The following is a 17,449-nucleotide window of genomic DNA, read 5'->3' on the forward strand; positions in this document are numbered from 1 at the left end:
TATGGATCGTCGCCGGATGATGATGCTGGCCGGATTCGGTGCGCTGGCCGCGGCAATTCCCACCGCGCGTGCCGGCGCCGCACCGGCGCGGGCGGGCAGCTACCTGTTTCACGACGAATTCGACGGGCCGGCCGGCTCGGCGCCGGATCCGTCGAAATGGGTTGTGGCGAGCCAACGTACGCCGATCAAGAACCCGACCGGGTTCGACCGTCCCGAGTTTTTCGGGCAGTACCGCGACAGTCGGCAAAACGTGTTCGTCGACGGCAAGTCCAACCTGGTGCTGCGCGCCACCCGCGATGGCGGCAACTACTTCGGCGGCTTGGTGAGCGGTACCTGGCGGGGCGGCATCGGAACCACCTGGGAAGCGCGCATCAAACTCAACTGCCTCACCGGCGGCTGCTGGCCCGCCTGGTGGCTGTCCAATGACGATCCCGGTCGCAGCGGGGAAGTCGACCTGATGGAGTGGTACGGCAACGGGCAGTGGCCCGCGGGCACCACCGTGCACGCGAATCCGGACGGCACCGCATTCGAGACCCACCGGATCGCCGTCGACGGCGCATGGCACACCTGGCGCGTGACATGGAATCCGAGCGGCATGTACTTCTGGGAAGACTATGCCGAGGGCGCGCCACCGTACTTCAGCGTTCCGGCCACCGGCATCGAGGATCTGCACGACCCGATCCGGATGTGGCCGTTCAACGATGTCGGCTACACGATGTTTCCGATGCTCAACCTGGCGGTGGGTGGTTCGGGCGGCGGCGACCCCGCGTCGGGCGCCTACCCGGCGGAGATGCTGGTCGATTGGGTGCGCGTCTTCTAAGCCACGGGTGCGGGATGCATGCCAACGCGCCGCATGGTTGTATAACACCGTTTGCGGGAGTTGGCCGGGGGGGAACCGCGCCGAGTCGGAGCTCGGGCATGAAGCGATGGGTGGTAGTGCGTATGGATCGTCGCCGGTTGTTGACGACAGGGCTCGGCATGTTGGCAGCGGCGGCAACGCTGCCCCTCCCGGAAGCGCTGGCGTCCCCGTCGGCGCCGGCCGCACCGGCTGCCGGGCCGGGCGGGCCGTACATCTTTGCCGACGAGTTCGACGGTCCGGCCGGTTCGCTTCCCGACCCGGGCAAATGGACGATCCAGACCTGGCAGGACGACGTCTACCCGCCGGTCGAGGGGATTTACCGCGCCGACCCGCAAAACGTGTTCCAGGACGGCCACTCCAACCTCGTCCTGCGCGCCACCCACGATTTCCTGGCCAACACCTACTACAGCGGCAAGCTGCGCGGGAACTTCCGCAGCATGATCAACCAGACCTGGGAAGCGAAGATCAAACTCGACTGCCTGACCCCCGGCCTGTGGCCGTCGTTCTGGGGAGTCAACGAAGACCCGCTGCCCGACGGCGAGGTCGACATCTTCGAGTGGTACGGCAACGGCCAATGGGCCCCCGGCACCACCGTCCACGCGGCGTCCAACGGGAAGACCTGGGAAGGCAAGTCCATCCCGGGTCTGGTCGACGGTGACTGGCACACTTGGCGGATGTATTGGGGCGAAAAGGGATTCGAGTTCTCGCGCGATGGCTCCGAGTACTTCAAGGTCCCCAACAAACCTATTCACGTCGCCGGCAACCCGCCGGAAGACATGCGGTGGCCGTTCAACAACCCCGGCTACTGGATGACGCCGATGTTCACGCTTGCCGTCGGTGGTGTCGGCGCCGGGGACCCCGCCGCGGGTGTCTTCCCGGCGTCCATGCTCGTCGACTACATCCGCATCTGGTAGCTAGCGCGTCGCTTTGAACACCTGAACCAGGTTGAACTGCCAGCGCTCGACCAGCCGGAAGCCCAAGTCGTGCGGGACCGCGAAGGCCGGTGTGGCGCCGTAGCGCGGGCCGGGCGGCAGCGCCGAACCCTGCTCGTGGGCGGGCATCGACTCGTCGGCCTGGGTGATGATCCACACCACGCGGCACTGGCCGAGCGGTTTGGCGACGACCTCCGGGATCAGGTTGGTGTCGAACACATTTCGGCGATCGGTGGCGCGCTGCCACAGGGTCAGGTCGATCAGCTTTCGGTAGGCGTCCGGGCGTGCCGCCATCAGGGGCCGCATCGGTGCGGGCATGAACGTCACCGTGTCGTTGACCAGCAGACAATCACCCGGCGCCGCCTGCGCGGTGATCAGGTCGGCGACCTGGCTGTAGTCCATGCCGTACTTGGCATACGGGTTATGTTGCACCCGTAAGTAATTCGGTGCCGCGGCGACCGCGAACAGGGCAACGATCACGGCTGCCACCCATGGCTTGGCCGCGAGCGCGCCCACACAGACGCCCAGGGCCAGCGCGATCGCCGGAGCGGTGAAGCACAGGTAGCGCGGCGTGTAGATCGGGTGCACCATCGCCGACCACGCCACGATCAGCGCGGTCGGTATCACCAGCCAGGCGATCGCCAGCGTCAGTAATTGCCGATCTGCCGCAACGAGTTTCACCGATGTCCAGCGCCACACCGCCATCGCCGCGACGATCACCAGCGCCGACAACACAGCGAACGGTGGGCTCCGCTCGAAGTACTGCTGAACCGTCACATCTTCGATCGTTCGATGCCCGATCGGCGCGACCCAACTGATCTGATGCACTTGCCCCGCGGCCACGAACAGAAACGGCGCCACGGCGCAGCTGGCCACAACCGAGGTGACGACGAAGGCGGTCAGCACCGTGCGCCGGCGCACGAAAGCGCAGACGAACGCGAAGTGCACCAGCAACAGCAGCACCAGGTACACATCGAGAATCACCGAAACCACTTGGGCGACACCGTAAGCCAGCCAGATCCACGCGCTGTGACGACGCGTCGCGCAGACGAACAATATGGTCAGCCACACCGCGGCCATCATCGACAGGGCGTACGGGCGAGCTTCGATGCCTGCCCAGGTCGAGCGCGGCAGGACCGCGCAGATGACGCCGGCGGCCAGCGCCACGGTGCGAGAGGAAAATTGGTTGCCCAGCACCACGACTCCGGCGGCGGCACCCCCGACGGCCAGACCGCTGGGCGCGCGAGACCAGAACTCGGTGGGTGCGAAGATCTGGAACCATCCGTGCATGAGCAGGTAGTACAGGCCGTGGACGGCGTCGACGTTGCCCAGCATCTGCCACAGCTGACCGAGGGAACGACTGTAGGCGGCCGAAATGGTCGCGGCCTCGTCGTACCAGAACGAGGGACGGCCGGCGCCGACAAGACTTACCGCGGTGGCCAGTACGCCGACGATCAGCGGCTCCAGCACGCGACGCCCTGACACACCGTTATGGTGCCAGAAGCAAACCCGGGCTCTCCCCGGGCGGAGCCGCTAGTTGGTCAGGTACAGGTAGTACAGGCCGTCGGCGTGTTGGCGGCAGTCCCAGTGCGTCCACAACTGGTCGTTGTGCGCCAGCTCGACGTGGGGGCCGTCGGCTTCGCACGCACCCAGGGTCGAGTAGACGCCGTCGACCTGAATCTCGTCAGCATTGGCCACGCCCACCGCAGTGGTCAGCAGCCCACCCAAGGCCAGTAAGCCCGTAGCGATAACCCTGATCATGCGGATCTCCCCAGTTCCATCGGCCGGTTGCCAGGCGAACTATATCGACTTGCCGCAGCACCCGAGGGGCAATTGACCGGACTCGACCAGACCTTCATTTTTCGAACGTATGATCGAACAATGAGGCCGCTCGCATCGATCGGATATAACGGCCAGCCGGTCCGCGATCCGTTCCGGGTGGTACGTCCGCCGATCGCGGTGCTGATCGACTTGACGGTGCTTTTCCCGCGCGAGCCACACCGCTCGGGCCGGTATCAGCCCAACGGGCTGCAGCTGCACAAGGTCGTTGAGGGGCGGCTGAGCTGCTGGGGTCTGTGCGAGCAAGGCGACTGGTGGGGACTGGTGACCTATCCAATTGCGTACGGGTCCAAGCAAAAAACCGTGACGCACTGGATACCGGCCTGGACGTTGCGCCGAAAGAGCTAGGGCCGGTGGGTGTTACAGCCGCCGCCCCTGCACGTAGGTGCCGGCGATGGACGTTTCCCGGGTTCGCATCAGCAAGCCGAACAGTGTCTGGTCCCGGGCCGTCGCCGGGTCCTGGGATCGCACGCCCTCGGTGATCACGGCCTTCAGCGCCGGCGTGCGGTTCGGGTCGACGACGACGAAGTCGGCCTCCTTGCCGACGTCGAAATTGCCGAACCGGTCCTCCATGTCGAGCGCGCGGGCACCGCCGAGCGTCCCGATGAACAGCATCTCGGCCGGATGCATCGACACACCGGCGTCGCCCGGTTCACAGACGTGCGCCTTGAAGGCCGTCGCCAGCACCTGTGGAATCGGCCACTCGTCCCCGCCGCCGAAATCCGTTCCGGCGGCGATGTTTACGCCAGATGCGACCGTGCGGACCCACGGCATGGTGCCGGACCCGAGGAACTGTTGGGACACCGGGCAGTGCGCGATCGAGGTGCCCGTCTCCGACATCCGCTGCAGCTCGGTGTCCTGGCAGTGCACCGCGTGCGCCATCACGCTGCGCCGCCCAAGCAGGCTCGGGCCGCCGACTTTCGAGCCGGGCAGAAACCTGCCGTCATAGGTGTCCAGATACGCGTCGACCTGATAGATCTGCTTGGTCTGGTCGACGTCGCCGGTGTCCGGGCGGTTGTCCTCGTTGAGGTGCGTGTGAAAGTACACGCCCCGATCTCGCACCGAATCGTACAGTTCGCCAAGTCTTTTCAGGGTCTCGGCGGTCACCGCGATCGCGAATCGGGGGACCAGCGCCACCTGCAGCCGAGCGGTCTTCACGTTGCCGGTGTCGGCCGCGTGCCACTTGTTGATCTCTTCGCGGGCCAGCCGGATCGCGTCGTCTTCCGACGTCATCAGCGGCTTGGCGGCCTGCGGTCCGACGGTCTGGATGCCGCGGCCGCTGACGATGCGCAGCCCGCGGCGCGCCGTTTCGGTGAACAACGCATCCTGGGCGTCGGGAAACGGCGACCCGAACACCATGGCGGCCGTGGTTCCGCTCGCGATGCGCCGATCGCAGAACTCGACGGCCGCCCGCCGCGCGAAGGTCCGGTCGGCGAAGCGGGCTTCCGCGGGATAGATGCAGTGGTTCAACCACTCCAGCAGTTGCCCGCCGTGGTACGAGTCGGCGGCGAAGGTCTGCGGGAAGTGCGCGTGGGTATCCACGAAGCCCGGCAGCAGAAACCCGGGCCGATGATCCGTCACGGGTGTGGACCGGTACTTGAGCGGGACGCCGGCGCGGTCACCGCAGTACGCGATCTTGCCGTCGTCCTCGACCACCAATGCGCCTTCCGGGATGGACACCAGTGCATCGGCGGCTTCGGACAGCAGCGGAGAGCCGGCAAGGTGAAAAATGTGCCCAAGGTGAATCCGAGCCACGTGATCGTCCCCTAGTGTTTTCCCCGTCGCGCCGCAAATCACATACAACCACCCGGGGGTGCTCGGGCGACGGCCCGGACAGCGCGCGCGGCTCGTTCGGTAGCACGGTGACGATGTCGATGAGAGGATTGCTGCCCGTGGCAGGAAGCTGGAGTTCGCTGTTACCCACGCTCATTCCGCTGGCGCTCGTCACCGCCGTCTCGCCGCTGTCGATCATCCCGGCTGTCCTGGTGCTGCACGCACCGCAGCCGCGGCCCGCCGGGCTGGCCTTCCTGGGCGGCTGGGTGTTCGGGCTGGTGGCGCAGACGGTGTTGTTCGTCGCGGGCTCCGGGGGGCTCGGCGACATGCACAAGTCGTCGCCACCGACGTGGGCGTCGTGGCTGCGGGTGGTCCTCGGGTCCGCGCTGATCCTGTTCGGCATCTACCGCTGGGTGACCCGGCATCGGCACACCGAGTCCCCGGCCTGGATGCGGCACTTCTCCACGATGCGCCCCCGGCGCGCGGCCGTCACCGGACTGGTGCTGACGGTGATCCGCGTCGAGGTGCTGCTGATGAACTTGGCGGGCGGGGTGGCCATCGGTACCAGCCACTTGGACGACGTCGACAAACTGTCGGCCGGCATCGTCTTCGTCGCCGTGTCCGCGTCGACGGTTGCGATCCCCATCCTCGCCTACGTGGCCGCGGGGCATCGCCTCGACGATTTCCTGGAACGCGTCAGAGACTGGATGGAAAAGAACAACGCCGCGCTGATGGCGGCCATCCTGGTCCTGATCGGTTTGATGGTGCTGCACAACGGAATTCGTGCACTGTAGGCTACTGGTAGCCGCCGTCGGCCAGACCGGCTTGGGCTTCGAGCCGGTTTGTCTTGCCAAAGACCCTGTCGCGGATCACTTCCCAGACGTAGGCCGTGATCATGCGGGAGTGGCCCTTGGCGGCCCACTGCTGGGAATGCAACTCCTCGTGATGCAGCACCCGGTCCAGCGCCAGCGTGCTCTCCAGCGGCCGGCCCTTGCGGTCGGTGTACCACGCGTGGCCGGATTCGACGATTTGGCGCAGCCGTCGGGCGGCGCCGGCCGGGTCGTCGTCAATCGAGACGTTGACCATGAAGATGTCGCCCCACGCGGTGCCGCCCTGCTGGCTGAACAGCCGCTGGATCCAGTTGCCGCCCAGGCCCATCAGCATGCCGTTCGGGGTTGTGACGAGGCGCCCGCCGTTGCGGTCGACGAATCCGACGTCTGCGTCGTAACTCCAGTTGTTCGCCGCCTGACGGTCGATGATCCGCTGCACCTCGTCAGCGGTGTACGGGGTCTCGGGGAAGTCGGCGGGCGGGTTGCCCGGGCCGCCGTAGCCGGTGCCCGCGTTGAGGATGTAGGTCATCAGCGTCGCGGCGCGGGTCTGATCGCCGGTGCTGCCCGGCGGAATGAGGAAGAACGACTTGCCGTCCGGGTCGCTGATCTCCGCCATGTCTTCCAGCACCCGAAAGCTCTCGCGCGTCACGGCGTGCCGCTCGGCGATCGCGCTGGTGGCCGCCGTCGGCACGCCCCGACGTTCGGCGTTGGCCAGCCACTTACGGTGCAAGTCCGCCGCCGTCCGCCTGGTCATAGTCCGTCAATTGTTATCGGTCGCAGCGCTAGGGTGTAGCGAATGAGCAGGGGGCCCTGGCAACGCGCGCGCGGAATCAAGCAGATCGCCCGTGGTTTGGGCACGCTGGATCGCGAGTTGTTCGTCGCCGTGGCCGAAACTCCGACCCCGCTGCTCGACACGGTCATGCCGCCGCTGACCCGGGCCGCCGACCATTCCAAACTGTGGTTCGTCATCGCCGCGGGGCTGCTCGCGTCGAGGAAGGCGTCCGCACAGCGCGGTGCCACCCGGGGGCTCGTGACGCTCGGTGTCACGAGCTTGTTCACCAACCAGTTCGCCAAGCGAATCCGCCGGCGCGCGCGACCGCTCTACGACTCGGTGCCGGTGGTCAGAAGATCCCGCCGCCGCCCGACGTCCAACTCGTTCCCGTCGGGACACTCGGCCAGCGCGGCCGCGTTCGCCGTCGGCGTGGGGCTGGAGAGTCCGCCGGTGGGCTTCGGGCTGGCGCTGCTGGCCGGGCTGGTCGGATTGTCGCGAGTGGCCACCGGGGCGCACTATCCCGGCGATGTGATTGCGGGGCTGGGCATCGGCGCCGGGATCGCTGTGTTGGGCGGCCGGCTGGTTCCGCCCGTCGTCGAAACCGCTCTGCCGCAATCGGAACCGCTGCGCATCGAGACGCCGGAACGCCCCGAAGGCGCCGGCGTGGTGTTGGTGGTCAACCCGGCGTCGGGCAGCGGCACCGGGGCTCGCGTCGTCGACGAGGTCCGCGCCGAGTTGCCGCGCGCCGAGATCGTGGAACTCGGTCCCGACGATGACCCCGAGCGGTCGCTGCGCAGTGCCGCCGCGCGGGCCGAGGTGCTAGCCGTGGGGGGCGGTGACGGCACGGTGGCCACCGCTGCGGCGGTGGCAGTCGACGCCGGGCTTCCGCTGGCGGTCTTTCCCGCCGGAACGTTCAACCACTTCGCGAAGGACATCGGCTGCGACACCGTCGGCAAGACCGTGGAGTCGATCCGTCGCGGCAGTGTGGCCTGCGTTGATCTGGTGTGCCTCAACGAAAGTCGGATGGTGATCAACACCGCCAGCATCGGTGCGTATCCGACGTTCGTGCAGCAGCGCGAAAAGCTGGAGAAACGAATCGGCAAGCAGCTGGCCGGCTTCTACGCGATGCTGCACACGCTGCGCAACGATCAGCCCGTCCGAATCCGCTACGACAACACGACCCTGCTGACATCGCTGTTCTTTCTGGGTAACTCGCTTTATCTGCCAACGGGATTCGCACCGTCGCGTCGGACTCGCATGGACGACGGCCTGATCGACGTGCGCATCCTCGAAACCGGCGGCCGGTTCGCCACCACCAGGATCCTGACGGCGCTGGCGTTGGGACGGCTGCAGCGCAGCCCGCTGTACCACGAGCTACAGGTGCCCGAATTCAGCTTCTCCGCTGTCGACGCACCGACGGTCGTCGCGCATGACGGCGAGGTCGGCGACGAGTACCGCGAGGCCAGCTTCACCGCGAAGTACCGGATTCTGCCGGTGTTCCGGCCGATTCGCTGAGCTACCCGGCCGGCCGGTCGGCCAGGCGATCGAGCCATTCGGCCATCATCGCCTTCTCACCCGCGGTCAGCGTGCCATTGCTGTTGGCGCGCAATGCTTCTCGCAGGGCGACGGCACGCCCGGGCAGATCGGACGGGGGCGCCTGCCGCGGGCGGTCGGTCACGATCGCGGCGATGGTGTTCTCCCGCGTGATGAAAGACAACTCCGGGTCGCGGTCCTCGGGTGGCACGCGAATCTGGGCCAGCACGTAGCCCAGTCCGGCGGCATGCGTGACCTGGACAGCGCGCTTGACGCTCATCTTGAGCAGGCCGCGGTCCCCGATGCGCGAGACCAGTCGGTGCAGGATCTCCAGCGATTCGCGGGCGAGCACCGGCATCTTGCCGGGACGGTCCTGGACGTAGGCCAGGATGTAGCAATCGGGGTGGGTGAGGCCGAAGCCTACGTGCAAGTCCCACGAGTCGCGGAAGTCCTGCACGGGGTCGTCGGTGAGGGCGGCGCCCCGCTTGTCCTGTAGGTAGCTCTGCAGCACGTACCCGGTCACCGCATCCAGCAGGCCCTGCTTGTCGCCGAACTGCCGATAGATCACCGGTGGCTGCACACCCGCCGCCGCCGCGACGGCCCTGGTCGAGACCGCGTCGACGCCGCCGGAGGCGAGCAGTCCGGCCGCGGCTTCCAGCACTTTCTCCGCCGCCTCGGGGCCGGGAGTCCTCGGCTTCTGGGCATTCATGTTTTCAACGATAACAAATTTACCGATTGCAGTGATACGAATCGGTGATATCGTTTGCTGCAATATCGCTGTTAACAACAGGACCGCGTAAAGGAACCCCCAATGTCTTCAGCATCGAACCCATCGACCAGCTACGACTTCGTTGTCGTCGGCGCCGGGGTCGGCGGCTGTGTGCTCGCCAGCCGACTCTCGGAGCAGCCCGACACCCGCGTTTTGCTCCTCGAGGCGGGTAGCGCAACACCGCCGGCGGCCAGCGCCAACCCCCAGTTGTGGCCCACCCTGATCGGCGGCGAGGCCGACTGGGGCGAGTCGACCACTGTGCAGGCGGCGACCGGATCGTCGGTGCCGTTGTCCCGGGGCCGAGGTGTGGGCGGATCGTCGGCCACCAACGGCATGATGTTCGTTCGCGGACACCGAGACAGCTACGCGCCGTGGGAGAACGTCGGCGCGAAGAGTTGGGGATACGACGACCTGCTGCCGTACTTCAAACGCAGCGAGACCGCGGTCGGCGGCGACCCGGCGCTGCGCGGCGACAGCGGCCCGATGCGGATCGGCACACTGGATCCGGTACATCCGATCATCGCGGCCGGGCTCGAGGCCGCGCTCGAGTGCGGATACCGCCGGGCGACCGACATCAGCGCGGGATCCGAAGTCGGATTCGGCCCGACCTTTCTGAACATCGTCGACGGGAAACGGCTCAGCGCCGCCGACGCCTATCTACTCCCCGCCCTCAACCGACCCAATCTCGACTTCGTCGCCGAAGCCACCGTGCACCGGCTTGCGATCGAGAATGGCCGCTGCACCGGCGTGGAGTACACCACGGCCGACGGGACTTCGCTGGTGCGCTCCGGCGAGGTCGTGCTCACCGCCGGTACCATCGGCTCGGCGCAGCTGCTGATGCTGTCCGGAGTTGGCCCAGCGCAACACCTTCGGGACGTCGGCGTCGAGGTCAGCCTCGACCTGCCGGGCGTGGGTTCCAACTTCCACGACCACGTGATGTCGCCGGTGGTGTACCGCTCCACCCGGCCGATGCCGCCCAGCCGCAGCAGTCACAGCGAGGCACTCGGATTGATTCAGACCGAATACGCCGAGCACGGACCCGACGTCCAACTCCTACTGATCGATTCCACCGGTATCGGCCTGCCCGGGGATGACGGCAGCGTGGTCGGCTACGTGATCGGCGCGTCGCTGATGACGCCCTACAGCCGCGGCAGCGTCCGGCTGTCCGGACCGACCGCCGACCACGCGCCGGTGCTCGACCCGAACTATTTCGGCGACGAGCGCGACGTGCGCACCATGATCACCGCCCTGCGGTTGGCCCGCCGGCTCGGTGCCGCCAGTGCCTACGAGCCGTGGCGTGCCGAAGAAGCCGCGCCCGGTCCGGCCGTCGAGGGCGATGCTGCCCTCGCTGCTTTCGCCAAGGCCGCATACATGTCCTACTTCCACCCCGTGGGGAGCTGCGCGATGGGCGACACCGACATGTCGGTCGTCGACAGCGAATTGCGGGTGCACGGCATCAGCGGCCTGCGGGTCGCCGACGGATCCGTGATGCCGTCGATCCCGTCGGCCAACACCGCCGCGACGGTTTATGCGATCGCCGAGCGGGCCGCCGAGATGATCGGCGGCTGAGTCGGTTACGGTGTTGTCCCCGTTAGCTTTCCGCGTCCGCGCCCAGGTAGGCGTCGGCCCACGCGCCGATGATCCGGCCGGCCCGATGCGCTTGACCGCGGGCGGTGAGCAGGTGATCGGAGCCCTCGAGCGAGACGAAGCTGCGCGGGTGGCGGGCCAGGCGGAAGATCTCGCTCGCGTTGTCGATGCCGACGGTGTTGTCGGTCGGCGAGTGCAGGATCAGCAGCGGCAGCCGCAGGGCTTTGATCTTGTCGTATAGCTGCGCGGCACGGACGTCCTCGACGAATGCGCGCTTGAGGGTCAGCTTGCGCCCGCCGACCAGCCACTCGACGCTGCCTTCGGCCAAGCAGCGGTCGACCACTGCGTCGTAATGCTTTTCGACGTGGCTGGGATCGAACGGTGCCGCGACCGTGACGACCGATCGCACACCCGGCGCCCGCATCGCCGCGGCGATCACCGCGGCGCCACCCCAGGAGTGCCCGACCAGCAGGTCGGGCGGCGTCCCGCGGTTGACCATGAATTCGCATGCCTGGACGACGTCGTCGACCTTGACGGTGAACGATCCGTCGCCCCAGTTCCCGTCCGACCCACCCAGACCCAGCGCGTCGAAGCGCAGCATGCCGATGCCGTCGGACGCCAGCTGCTTGCAGATCCGGGCCGCCGCCGGGCAATCCTTGCCGAGCGTGAAGCCGTGCGCGAATACCCCCCAACCACGCGCGGGAGTTTCCGGGATCTCGATGACCCCGGCCAGGTTCGCGCCGGTGGAGCTGTGGAACGTGACGCGTTCGCCCATAGGGCAGATCTAACTACGGGGCGCGGCGAGCGTCGCGGCCGCATAAGGTGTCTGCGTGGCCTTTGCTGCGAGCCGCATGCTGTCACGCAACCCGCAATTGCGCATGCTCATGGCGGCGTGGGCGGCCTTCTATATCGGGGCGTTCGCCCATATGGTCCTGATCATCGCCTACACCTTCTCGGTGGGGGGCGCCGCCGCCGTGGGTGCGGCGACCGTGCTGGTGACGCTGCCGGCCGGGCTGTTCGGGCCGCTGACCACACCGCTGGCGGCGAGTGCGCGTCCGCAGCTTCATCTGGCGATCGGGATCGGGATTCGTTGCCTGATGATGGTCGCGACCATCCTCGCGATCCTCAGCGGAGCGTCTATCGGTGTCGTGTTGGTGCTGGTGGGCATGGACTCCGTTTTGTCGGCAGGCGTGCGGCCGCTGCATGGCGCGCTGGTGGTCCGACTTTCCGATACCGCCGCCGAGGCGGCCGCGGGAAATGCCATGACCAGCTCGCTCGTCAGCGCCAGCGCGCTGGCCGGACCGGCGCTGGCAGGAGTGGCGTTGGGTGTCTGGGGCTCCGCATGGGCCTTCGCTCTCCCGGCGATCCTGTTCGTTGTCGGCGCGGCTGCGGCACTGCTGATCCGGGTGCCGAGTGCCGGCGATTCCCCGACTCCTGTCTCCGGGCCGTCCAAGGGGCGGGCGCGGTCGCTAGTTACCGTGCTGGGAGCCGGGTTTCGCGGAATCCTCGCAAGTCGTCCGGCTGCCGCGGCCACCGTGTTGTTCGCCGTCAACGTCACCGTCCTGGGCGTTTGGTATGCCGGCAGCGCGTCGGTGGCCAAGGAGCGGTTGCATCTGGGCAAGGACGGCGTCACGACGATCATGACGCTTTACGGCGCCGGTGGACTGCTCGGAGCCCTGGCCATGCTGGTGTTCGCCGCGCGTCGCGGCCTGGCCTCCGTGCTGGCCGGGTCGCTGCTGGGCTTGGCCGCCGTCATCGCCTCGCTGGGAACGATCAGTTCGCCGACCGTCGGTCTGGCCCTGGCCGCCGGCCTCGGTGTCGCCGGTGCTGTCACCTACGCGATCGCACCCACGCTTGTGCAGCGCGGCGTCGACCGCGAGTCGATGGTGCCGGCGGTGGCCACCTTGCAGAGCCTGTATTCGCTCGGCATGGCTTCCGGCGCCTTGGTCGCGCCATTTCTCATCGATCCGCTGGGCCTTCCCGCCACCTTGGGCCTCGTGGGCGGGTTGGCCGGGTTGATTTCGTTGGTGGCGTGGCCTCAACTGCGCGGCGCCGACAAGCTCAGCGACGAGGACGCGGCCAAGCTGGCCGTGATTCGCACCATCCCGATGCTTGAGCCGTTGCCGTCGCTGGCACTCGAACAGCTCGCTCGGGCCGCGACGCGCCTGACGTTGCCCGCGGGCTGTGAGGTCTTCCGGCAGGGCGACCGCGGTGACCGCTTCTACATGATCGCTGCCGGCCTGGCCGAGGTCGCCGTCGACGGTCGCCGGGTGGCGACGCTGGGTCCCGGCGGGTCGTTCGGGGAAATCGCCCTGCTGCACGACGTGCCGCGCTCCTCCACCGTGACGGCGCGCGAGGAACTCGATCTGGTCGCCGTCGAGCGCGCGGAGTTCCTCGCCGCGTTGTCCACCGATAGCGCGGCGGTCGGTCGCCTCGGCCAGATCGCCTGTACCCGCATGACGACCCCGCCGGTCGCCGAGCGTCTCGTCGAGTTGAGCCGCGACACCGCGGTCAGCAGCGGTGTCACCCGCGAGCTGCTGGCCCTGCAGCCGCCGATGGCCACGATCGAGGCGACAGCGCTGGGTGAACTTGCCGATACGGCGCGGGTGCTCGCGGCCGGCGACGGTGCACTGATCACCCGCGAGGGCGACTACGGCGATACGTACTACGTGATCGTCGACGGCGGCGCAACGGTTTTCGAGGGCGACACCGAGATCCGCGAACTGCGGCCCGGTGACGGATTCGGAGAGCTGGCGATCTTGCGCGACGTCCCCCGCACGGCCACCGTGCGGGCGCTGGGCGATACCACGTTGCTGGCCGTGGACCGCGAGGCCTTCCACCGCGCCCGAGGAGCCGGTTAGCCGCCGATATGCTGACCAGCGTCCTGACCAACGGAGGTTGCGGCACACATGAAGCTTCTCAACGCAATGTGTTGGGTCCTACTCGCACTCACGGTGGTCGCCGCGGTGGTCATGGCGGTGCGTCCGTCGCTGGCTGCTCAAGCCGGGGCGGCCCAAATGGCATTTCTCGTTTTGTTCGTCATCGTCCACGCGTGGCTGGGCTACTCCGCCCGCGGGATGGCCGCATTCGTCGTCATCGCCGGCGTTGTCGCTTTCGCATTGGAAGCGATCGGTGTCGCGACCGGCTTCCCTTTCGGCTCCTACACCCATCACCTGCCCGGTCCGAAACCCCTGGGCGTCCCCCCGGTGGCCATCGCCGGCTGGATCATGTTCGGGTGGCTGGCCTGGGCGCTGGCGCGGGTGATCTTGCGCCCCTTCGCCTCGGTGGTTGTCGGTGGCGCCGAACGCTTTACGACACCCATCGTGGCGACGTTCATTCTTGGGGGCTATGACCTGGTGTACGACCCCATCGGGGCGACGGCGCACGACTGGTACTCCTATGACCACCCGACCGGGGCGCTAGGTGTCCCGCTGACCAATTTCCTCGGCTGGCTTCTCACTGGCTGGTTGATCTTCCAACTTGCGGCACTCGTCGAAACGAGATTTCCCGCGCGCGCCGTCACCCGGAGCCGCGGCTACTGGCTGTTGCCATGCTTGTTCTGGCTTTTTACCACCACGCAGGTATTCACCAGTCTGATCCATCCGACCGACGGCTCCGTAGTACGCGGCGGCAAAACCATTCAGATCGCCGACGTCTACGAATCCTGCGCGTCAGCAGCGGTGTTCACCATCGTGCTCACCGGAATCATGGCGCTGGTCCGGCTCTACAGCCGGCCATCGGCTCGCTGAGTCCTTTTATGTTGGCGCGGCGCCGTATTCGCGCTACCGACTTGTGACGGCGTCGTGACGTCACCATTTGGAAACGGCGCGGTGCGGCGCGCGTCGTGACGAGTGTTGCCCACCAACAATGAGGACGGTCGTCGAGGGGCGACTTGGCTACGGCTGTGTGGTTCTGCTGCGCGAATGAAGGAGTTGGACGTTGATGACGATCTTCGATCGATTCAACATCGGTATTGTTGCTAGCGCTGGATTGTGCAGTGCCGCTATAGCGTTGAGCCCGGACGCGGCAGCCGTCCCACACATGACGGGGGGCGGTGCCTGCATGTACGGGCAGGCCGGCGAGGCCGGCGCGCCGGCAGCGGGACCGGTCGCCGGGGGTGCCGGAGCCGCGGCAGCACCGTGCGCTGCTCCACTGACCGATATGGCGGGGGTCCCAATGGTGGTGCCTGGTCCGGGAATTGTTCCGGTTCCGGCCGGCGCCCCGCTGATTGCGCTCGGGCCGCCGATCCCGCCGGTGCCGGTGGTCCCCCCCGTGCCGCTGGGCGCTCCTCCGGTTCCGATCGCTGCGCCGCTTCCGCTGGGGGCTCCGCTCGTCGCGCTGGGCGGGATCGCGGATGGCATTCCGGTTGCACCACTGATCGACATGTCCGGGGTGAAGGACGCGCCGACCGGTCCGGCGCCAACCGGTGGGCCGGTGCCCGGTCAGCCGGTTTCGCCCGGTCCCTCGCCGGTGCACGGAGGCTGATCCTTCCGATTGGATGGCCCGCTGGGATTGCCCGGCGGGCCATTTCCATTGCGGGGGCCCGTTTTCGACGCGCCATGGGCGCGAGGTGGGCGCGCCGTGGGCGCGAGGTCGGCGCGAGGTGGGGGCCGTGGGCGCGAGACTTAAACCGTCGGCGACGTTCTACGGCGTGTCGTCGCCGACGTTTAAGTGTCGCGAGACCGTGCGCGAGAAGCAGGCCGTATCACGACGAGGGCAGCTCGTTTGTGGCCTCGCGCACGACTACCGGGTCGCCGACGTTGACGGTGTTGTAGTACCACTCGGCGTCCTCGGGGCTCAGGCTGATGCAGCCGTGGCTCACGTTCTCGAGCCCCAGCGAATCGACGGCCCAAGGAGCCGAGTGCACGAAAAGCCCATGGTTGGTGATGCGTACGGCGTAGTCGACGTCGACGAGATAACCATCGGGATCGCTGACGGGAATGCCGACGCTGCTCGAATCCATCTGAACCGAGCGTTCTTTGGACAGAACCGTGTAGGAGCCGATCGGGGTCGGGTACTCGGGTCTGCCCAACGAGGCGGGCAGCACGCCCTCTTGGCCGAAGTGCGGGCGGTGGTGCGGCGACGGTAGTGACGACGGGGGTCCCGCCTCGACTCCGTCGATGCTCACGGTGAAAGTGTGCTCGGAGATGCTGGCAATGCCGATGATCCGGGGGCCCGTCTTGATCTCGGTGGGCTGGCCTTCCACGGTCAGCGCTATCGTGCTGTGCGCCGGCCAGTATTGGTCGGGAATCCACTGCACCACTTTGTTGTCCAGCCATTCGTACTTGCCCGTCATCGCCGGGGATGACGTGATCTTCAGCGCCTGCTCGGCGGCGTGCCGGTCGGTCACGGGCGCCCGGAATGTCACTATCACGGGGTGCGCCACTCCGACGGCCCGGTCGCTTCTGGGCAGCACCGAGGCGATCGGGAAGGGGTAGGACTGGGTGGCGGCCTTCAGGTTGACGTCGGCCGGCACCGGCAGGCTGACGACGGCCGATCCCGCGACCACGCTCGCGCCGATACCGATGACAGCGATGGCACACCGAATACCCGCGCGCATGACCCCAATTCCCTTTTAACTGACAGCGTTGCAATAGGAATGGTAGAGCGGCGCTGAGCTGCGGAAGCGTAAGGGCGCGTTAGCAATTGATCAAGTGTCGGTCACGATTTGGCCTCAGCGCGCCGATCTGTCAACGTGGGTCATACGCAGGGCGAATGTCTGAGCACCAGTGTTGTCAACGGAGGAGGCCGGTGTGTCGGCACGTTGGGTTCGTGGGGTCGGTCTGGCCGGTGCCGTGGCAATGGTCGGGGTGCTGTCGGGGGGCACGGCGCAGGCCGCGCCGCCGCCCGCCCCGGGGATCTTGGTCAGCGATGGAATCACCAAGTGCTCAACGGGTTTCGCGGCGCAGGGCAACGACGGTGGCTACTACCTGTTCACCAGCGGGCATTGCGACCATGGGGCGCCGTTCACGTATGACGAGAACGTCCCGCTCGGACACATCACCGCCAGCGAGGTGTTGGGCGATCTCAAAGACGCCGCGATCATCCGTCTTGATCCCGACATCGGTACGCCACCGGGTGACGTCGGCGGCCAGCGCGTTCGGGGCGTGTTGAGCGCGTCCCAGATCAAGGCGGGCATGCCGTTCTGCAAGTTCGGCGCGATGACCGGTGAGACGTGTGGCTCCGTCAAGAGCCTCGACGGAGAGGTCATCGAGGCGCACGTGTTCGCCCAGCCCGGCGACAGCGGCGGTCCGGGCTATGTGAAGAACGGCGACGGCACCGTGACGGCGGTCGGCCTGGTGATGTCCACCTCGCTGGCGGGTGATCCCAACACGACTTACTTCGTACTGGTGCAGCCCCTGCTCGGCAGGTGGGGTGTGCACCTCGTCGGCTGAGTGTGCGATTCCTACGACCTCGGGCAACGCAGCCGCGCCCAATTGTGTTAGTGCTCAACAACTCCGGCTATGCGGTGGCAACACGTGGGGTGTGGACTCACCGCGACGACGTAATTCAGAGCACCCGGGGGGGGCATGGTCTTGTCGGCGATGTTTCAGT

At 67.3% G+C, this 17,449-nt stretch carries 17 protein-coding genes; 10 read left to right on the forward strand and 7 right to left on the reverse strand.

Annotated elements, in window-relative coordinates; translation table 11 throughout:
* Position 1: 1 nt before the first annotated feature.
* Both BN973_RS04615 and BN973_RS04620 read left to right on the forward strand, forming a co-directional pair.
* Positions 2–820, forward strand: coding sequence for a glycoside hydrolase family 16 protein (locus BN973_RS04615; protein WP_036466261.1), 819 nt, complete (start codon positions 2–4; stop codon positions 818–820).
* A 122-nt stretch (positions 821–942) separates the two neighbouring features.
* Positions 943–1,773 carry a glycoside hydrolase family 16 protein gene (locus tag BN973_RS04620; protein WP_036466263.1) on the forward strand — a complete coding sequence of 277 codons (831 nt, stop codon included), beginning with the start codon at positions 943–945 and terminating at the stop codon, positions 1,771–1,773.
* On the opposite strand, the gene BN973_RS04625 is transcribed toward BN973_RS04620, so the two are convergent.
* Both BN973_RS04625 and BN973_RS04630 read right to left on the reverse strand, forming a co-directional pair.
* Entirely contained in the window at positions 1,774–3,276 is a 1,503-nt protein-coding gene (locus BN973_RS04625; protein ID WP_036466265.1) for a glycosyltransferase family 39 protein, read from the reverse strand.
* Positions 3,277–3,324: 48 nt separating this feature from the next.
* Entirely contained in the window at positions 3,325–3,552 is a 228-nt protein-coding gene (locus tag BN973_RS04630) for a hypothetical protein (protein ID WP_036466267.1), read from the reverse strand.
* Between the two features lie 120 nt (positions 3,553–3,672).
* Here BN973_RS04630 and BN973_RS04635 point away from each other — a divergent pair, with 120 nt between their 5' ends.
* Entirely contained in the window at positions 3,673–3,978 is a 306-nt protein-coding gene (locus BN973_RS04635; protein WP_036472035.1) for a hypothetical protein, read from the forward strand.
* A gap of 12 nt (positions 3,979–3,990) precedes the next feature.
* On the opposite strand, the gene BN973_RS04640 is transcribed toward BN973_RS04635, so the two are convergent.
* Positions 3,991–5,385 carry an amidohydrolase family protein gene (locus tag BN973_RS04640; RefSeq protein WP_036466269.1) on the reverse strand — a complete coding sequence of 465 codons (1,395 nt, stop codon included), beginning with the start codon at positions 5,383–5,385 and terminating at the stop codon, positions 3,991–3,993.
* Between the two features lie 119 nt (positions 5,386–5,504).
* On the opposite strand from BN973_RS04640, the gene BN973_RS04645 reads away from it, so the two are divergent.
* Positions 5,505–6,197 (forward strand): GAP family protein, encoded by a 693-nt coding sequence (locus tag BN973_RS04645; RefSeq protein WP_051641533.1) that lies wholly within the window; start codon positions 5,505–5,507, stop codon positions 6,195–6,197.
* Between the two features lies 1 nt (position 6,198).
* Here the strand turns inward: BN973_RS04645 and BN973_RS04650 are convergent, their stop codons facing one another.
* Positions 6,199–6,987 carry a hypothetical protein gene (locus BN973_RS04650; RefSeq protein ID WP_084163296.1) on the reverse strand — a complete coding sequence of 263 codons (789 nt, stop codon included), beginning with the start codon at positions 6,985–6,987 and terminating at the stop codon, positions 6,199–6,201.
* A 42-nt stretch (positions 6,988–7,029) separates the two neighbouring features.
* On the opposite strand from BN973_RS04650, the gene BN973_RS04655 reads away from it, so the two are divergent.
* Entirely contained in the window at positions 7,030–8,520 is a 1,491-nt protein-coding gene (locus BN973_RS04655; protein WP_036466273.1) for a bifunctional phosphatase PAP2/diacylglycerol kinase family protein, read from the forward strand.
* Between the two features lies 1 nt (position 8,521).
* On the opposite strand, the gene BN973_RS04660 is transcribed toward BN973_RS04655, so the two are convergent.
* A complete protein-coding gene (locus BN973_RS04660; protein ID WP_051641119.1) occupies positions 8,522–9,247 on the reverse strand; it encodes a TetR/AcrR family transcriptional regulator in 726 nt (241 codons plus the stop codon).
* A gap of 102 nt (positions 9,248–9,349) precedes the next feature.
* Between BN973_RS04660 and BN973_RS04665 the strand changes: the two genes are divergently transcribed.
* Complete coding sequence (locus BN973_RS04665; protein ID WP_036466274.1) at positions 9,350–10,876, forward strand: GMC family oxidoreductase; 1,527 nt, start codon at positions 9,350–9,352, stop codon at positions 10,874–10,876.
* Positions 10,877–10,898: 22 nt separating this feature from the next.
* Here BN973_RS04665 and BN973_RS04670 read toward each other — a convergent pair whose 3' ends face one another.
* Positions 10,899–11,669 (reverse strand): alpha/beta hydrolase family protein, encoded by a 771-nt coding sequence (locus tag BN973_RS04670; protein WP_036466275.1) that lies wholly within the window; start codon positions 11,667–11,669, stop codon positions 10,899–10,901.
* A gap of 55 nt (positions 11,670–11,724) precedes the next feature.
* Here BN973_RS04670 and BN973_RS04675 point away from each other — a divergent pair, with 55 nt between their 5' ends.
* The 3 genes from BN973_RS04675 to BN973_RS04685 all read left to right on the forward strand — a co-directional run bounded on the left by BN973_RS04675 (position 11,725) and on the right by BN973_RS04685 (position 15,379).
* Complete coding sequence (locus BN973_RS04675) at positions 11,725–13,755, forward strand: cyclic nucleotide-binding domain-containing protein (protein WP_036466276.1); 2,031 nt, start codon at positions 11,725–11,727, stop codon at positions 13,753–13,755.
* 48 nt (positions 13,756–13,803) lie between these two features.
* Positions 13,804–14,643, forward strand: a complete 840-nt coding sequence (locus tag BN973_RS04680) for a carotenoid biosynthesis protein (protein WP_084163297.1) — start codon at positions 13,804–13,806, stop codon at positions 14,641–14,643.
* 193 nt (positions 14,644–14,836) lie between these two features.
* Positions 14,837–15,379, forward strand: a complete 543-nt coding sequence (locus tag BN973_RS04685; protein ID WP_036466277.1) for a hypothetical protein — start codon at positions 14,837–14,839, stop codon at positions 15,377–15,379.
* 220 nt (positions 15,380–15,599) lie between these two features.
* On the opposite strand, the gene BN973_RS04690 is transcribed toward BN973_RS04685, so the two are convergent.
* Positions 15,600–16,454: a L,D-transpeptidase gene (locus BN973_RS04690; protein ID WP_036466278.1), complete on the reverse strand. Its 855-nt coding sequence runs from the start codon at positions 16,452–16,454 to the stop codon at positions 15,600–15,602.
* A gap of 193 nt (positions 16,455–16,647) precedes the next feature.
* On the opposite strand from BN973_RS04690, the gene BN973_RS04695 reads away from it, so the two are divergent.
* On the forward strand, positions 16,648–17,289 hold the full coding sequence (locus BN973_RS04695; RefSeq protein WP_036472039.1) for a S1 family peptidase: 642 nt from the start codon (positions 16,648–16,650) through the stop codon (positions 17,287–17,289).
* Positions 17,290–17,449 lie beyond the last annotated feature (160 nt).

Origin of the sequence: Mycobacterium triplex (assembly GCF_000689255.1) — a bacterium.
Lineage (GTDB): Bacteria > Actinomycetota > Actinomycetes > Mycobacteriales > Mycobacteriaceae > Mycobacterium > Mycobacterium triplex.

Coding starts and splice junctions, on each gene's coding strand:
- BN973_RS04665 (WP_036466274.1), top strand. CDS start 9,350: ATGTCTTCAGCATCGAACCCATCGACCAGCTACGACTTCGTTGTCGTC.
- BN973_RS04670 (WP_036466275.1), bottom strand. CDS start 11,669: ATGGGCGAACGCGTCACGTTCCACAGCTCCACCGGCGCGAACCTGGCC.
- BN973_RS04620 (WP_036466263.1), top strand. CDS start 943: ATGGATCGTCGCCGGTTGTTGACGACAGGGCTCGGCATGTTGGCAGCG.
- BN973_RS04685 (WP_036466277.1), top strand. CDS start 14,837: ATGACGATCTTCGATCGATTCAACATCGGTATTGTTGCTAGCGCTGGA.
- BN973_RS04630 (WP_036466267.1), bottom strand. CDS start 3,552: ATGATCAGGGTTATCGCTACGGGCTTACTGGCCTTGGGTGGGCTGCTG.
- BN973_RS04655 (WP_036466273.1), top strand. CDS start 7,030: ATGAGCAGGGGGCCCTGGCAACGCGCGCGCGGAATCAAGCAGATCGCC.
- BN973_RS04615 (WP_036466261.1), top strand. CDS start 2: ATGGATCGTCGCCGGATGATGATGCTGGCCGGATTCGGTGCGCTGGCC.
- BN973_RS04650 (WP_084163296.1), bottom strand. CDS start 6,987: ATGACCAGGCGGACGGCGGCGGACTTGCACCGTAAGTGGCTGGCCAAC.
- BN973_RS04635 (WP_036472035.1), top strand. CDS start 3,673: ATGAGGCCGCTCGCATCGATCGGATATAACGGCCAGCCGGTCCGCGAT.
- BN973_RS04690 (WP_036466278.1), bottom strand. CDS start 16,454: ATGCGCGCGGGTATTCGGTGTGCCATCGCTGTCATCGGTATCGGCGCG.
- BN973_RS04645 (WP_051641533.1), top strand. CDS start 5,505: ATGAGAGGATTGCTGCCCGTGGCAGGAAGCTGGAGTTCGCTGTTACCC.
- BN973_RS04660 (WP_051641119.1), bottom strand. CDS start 9,247: ATGAATGCCCAGAAGCCGAGGACTCCCGGCCCCGAGGCGGCGGAGAAA.
- BN973_RS04680 (WP_084163297.1), top strand. CDS start 13,804: ATGAAGCTTCTCAACGCAATGTGTTGGGTCCTACTCGCACTCACGGTG.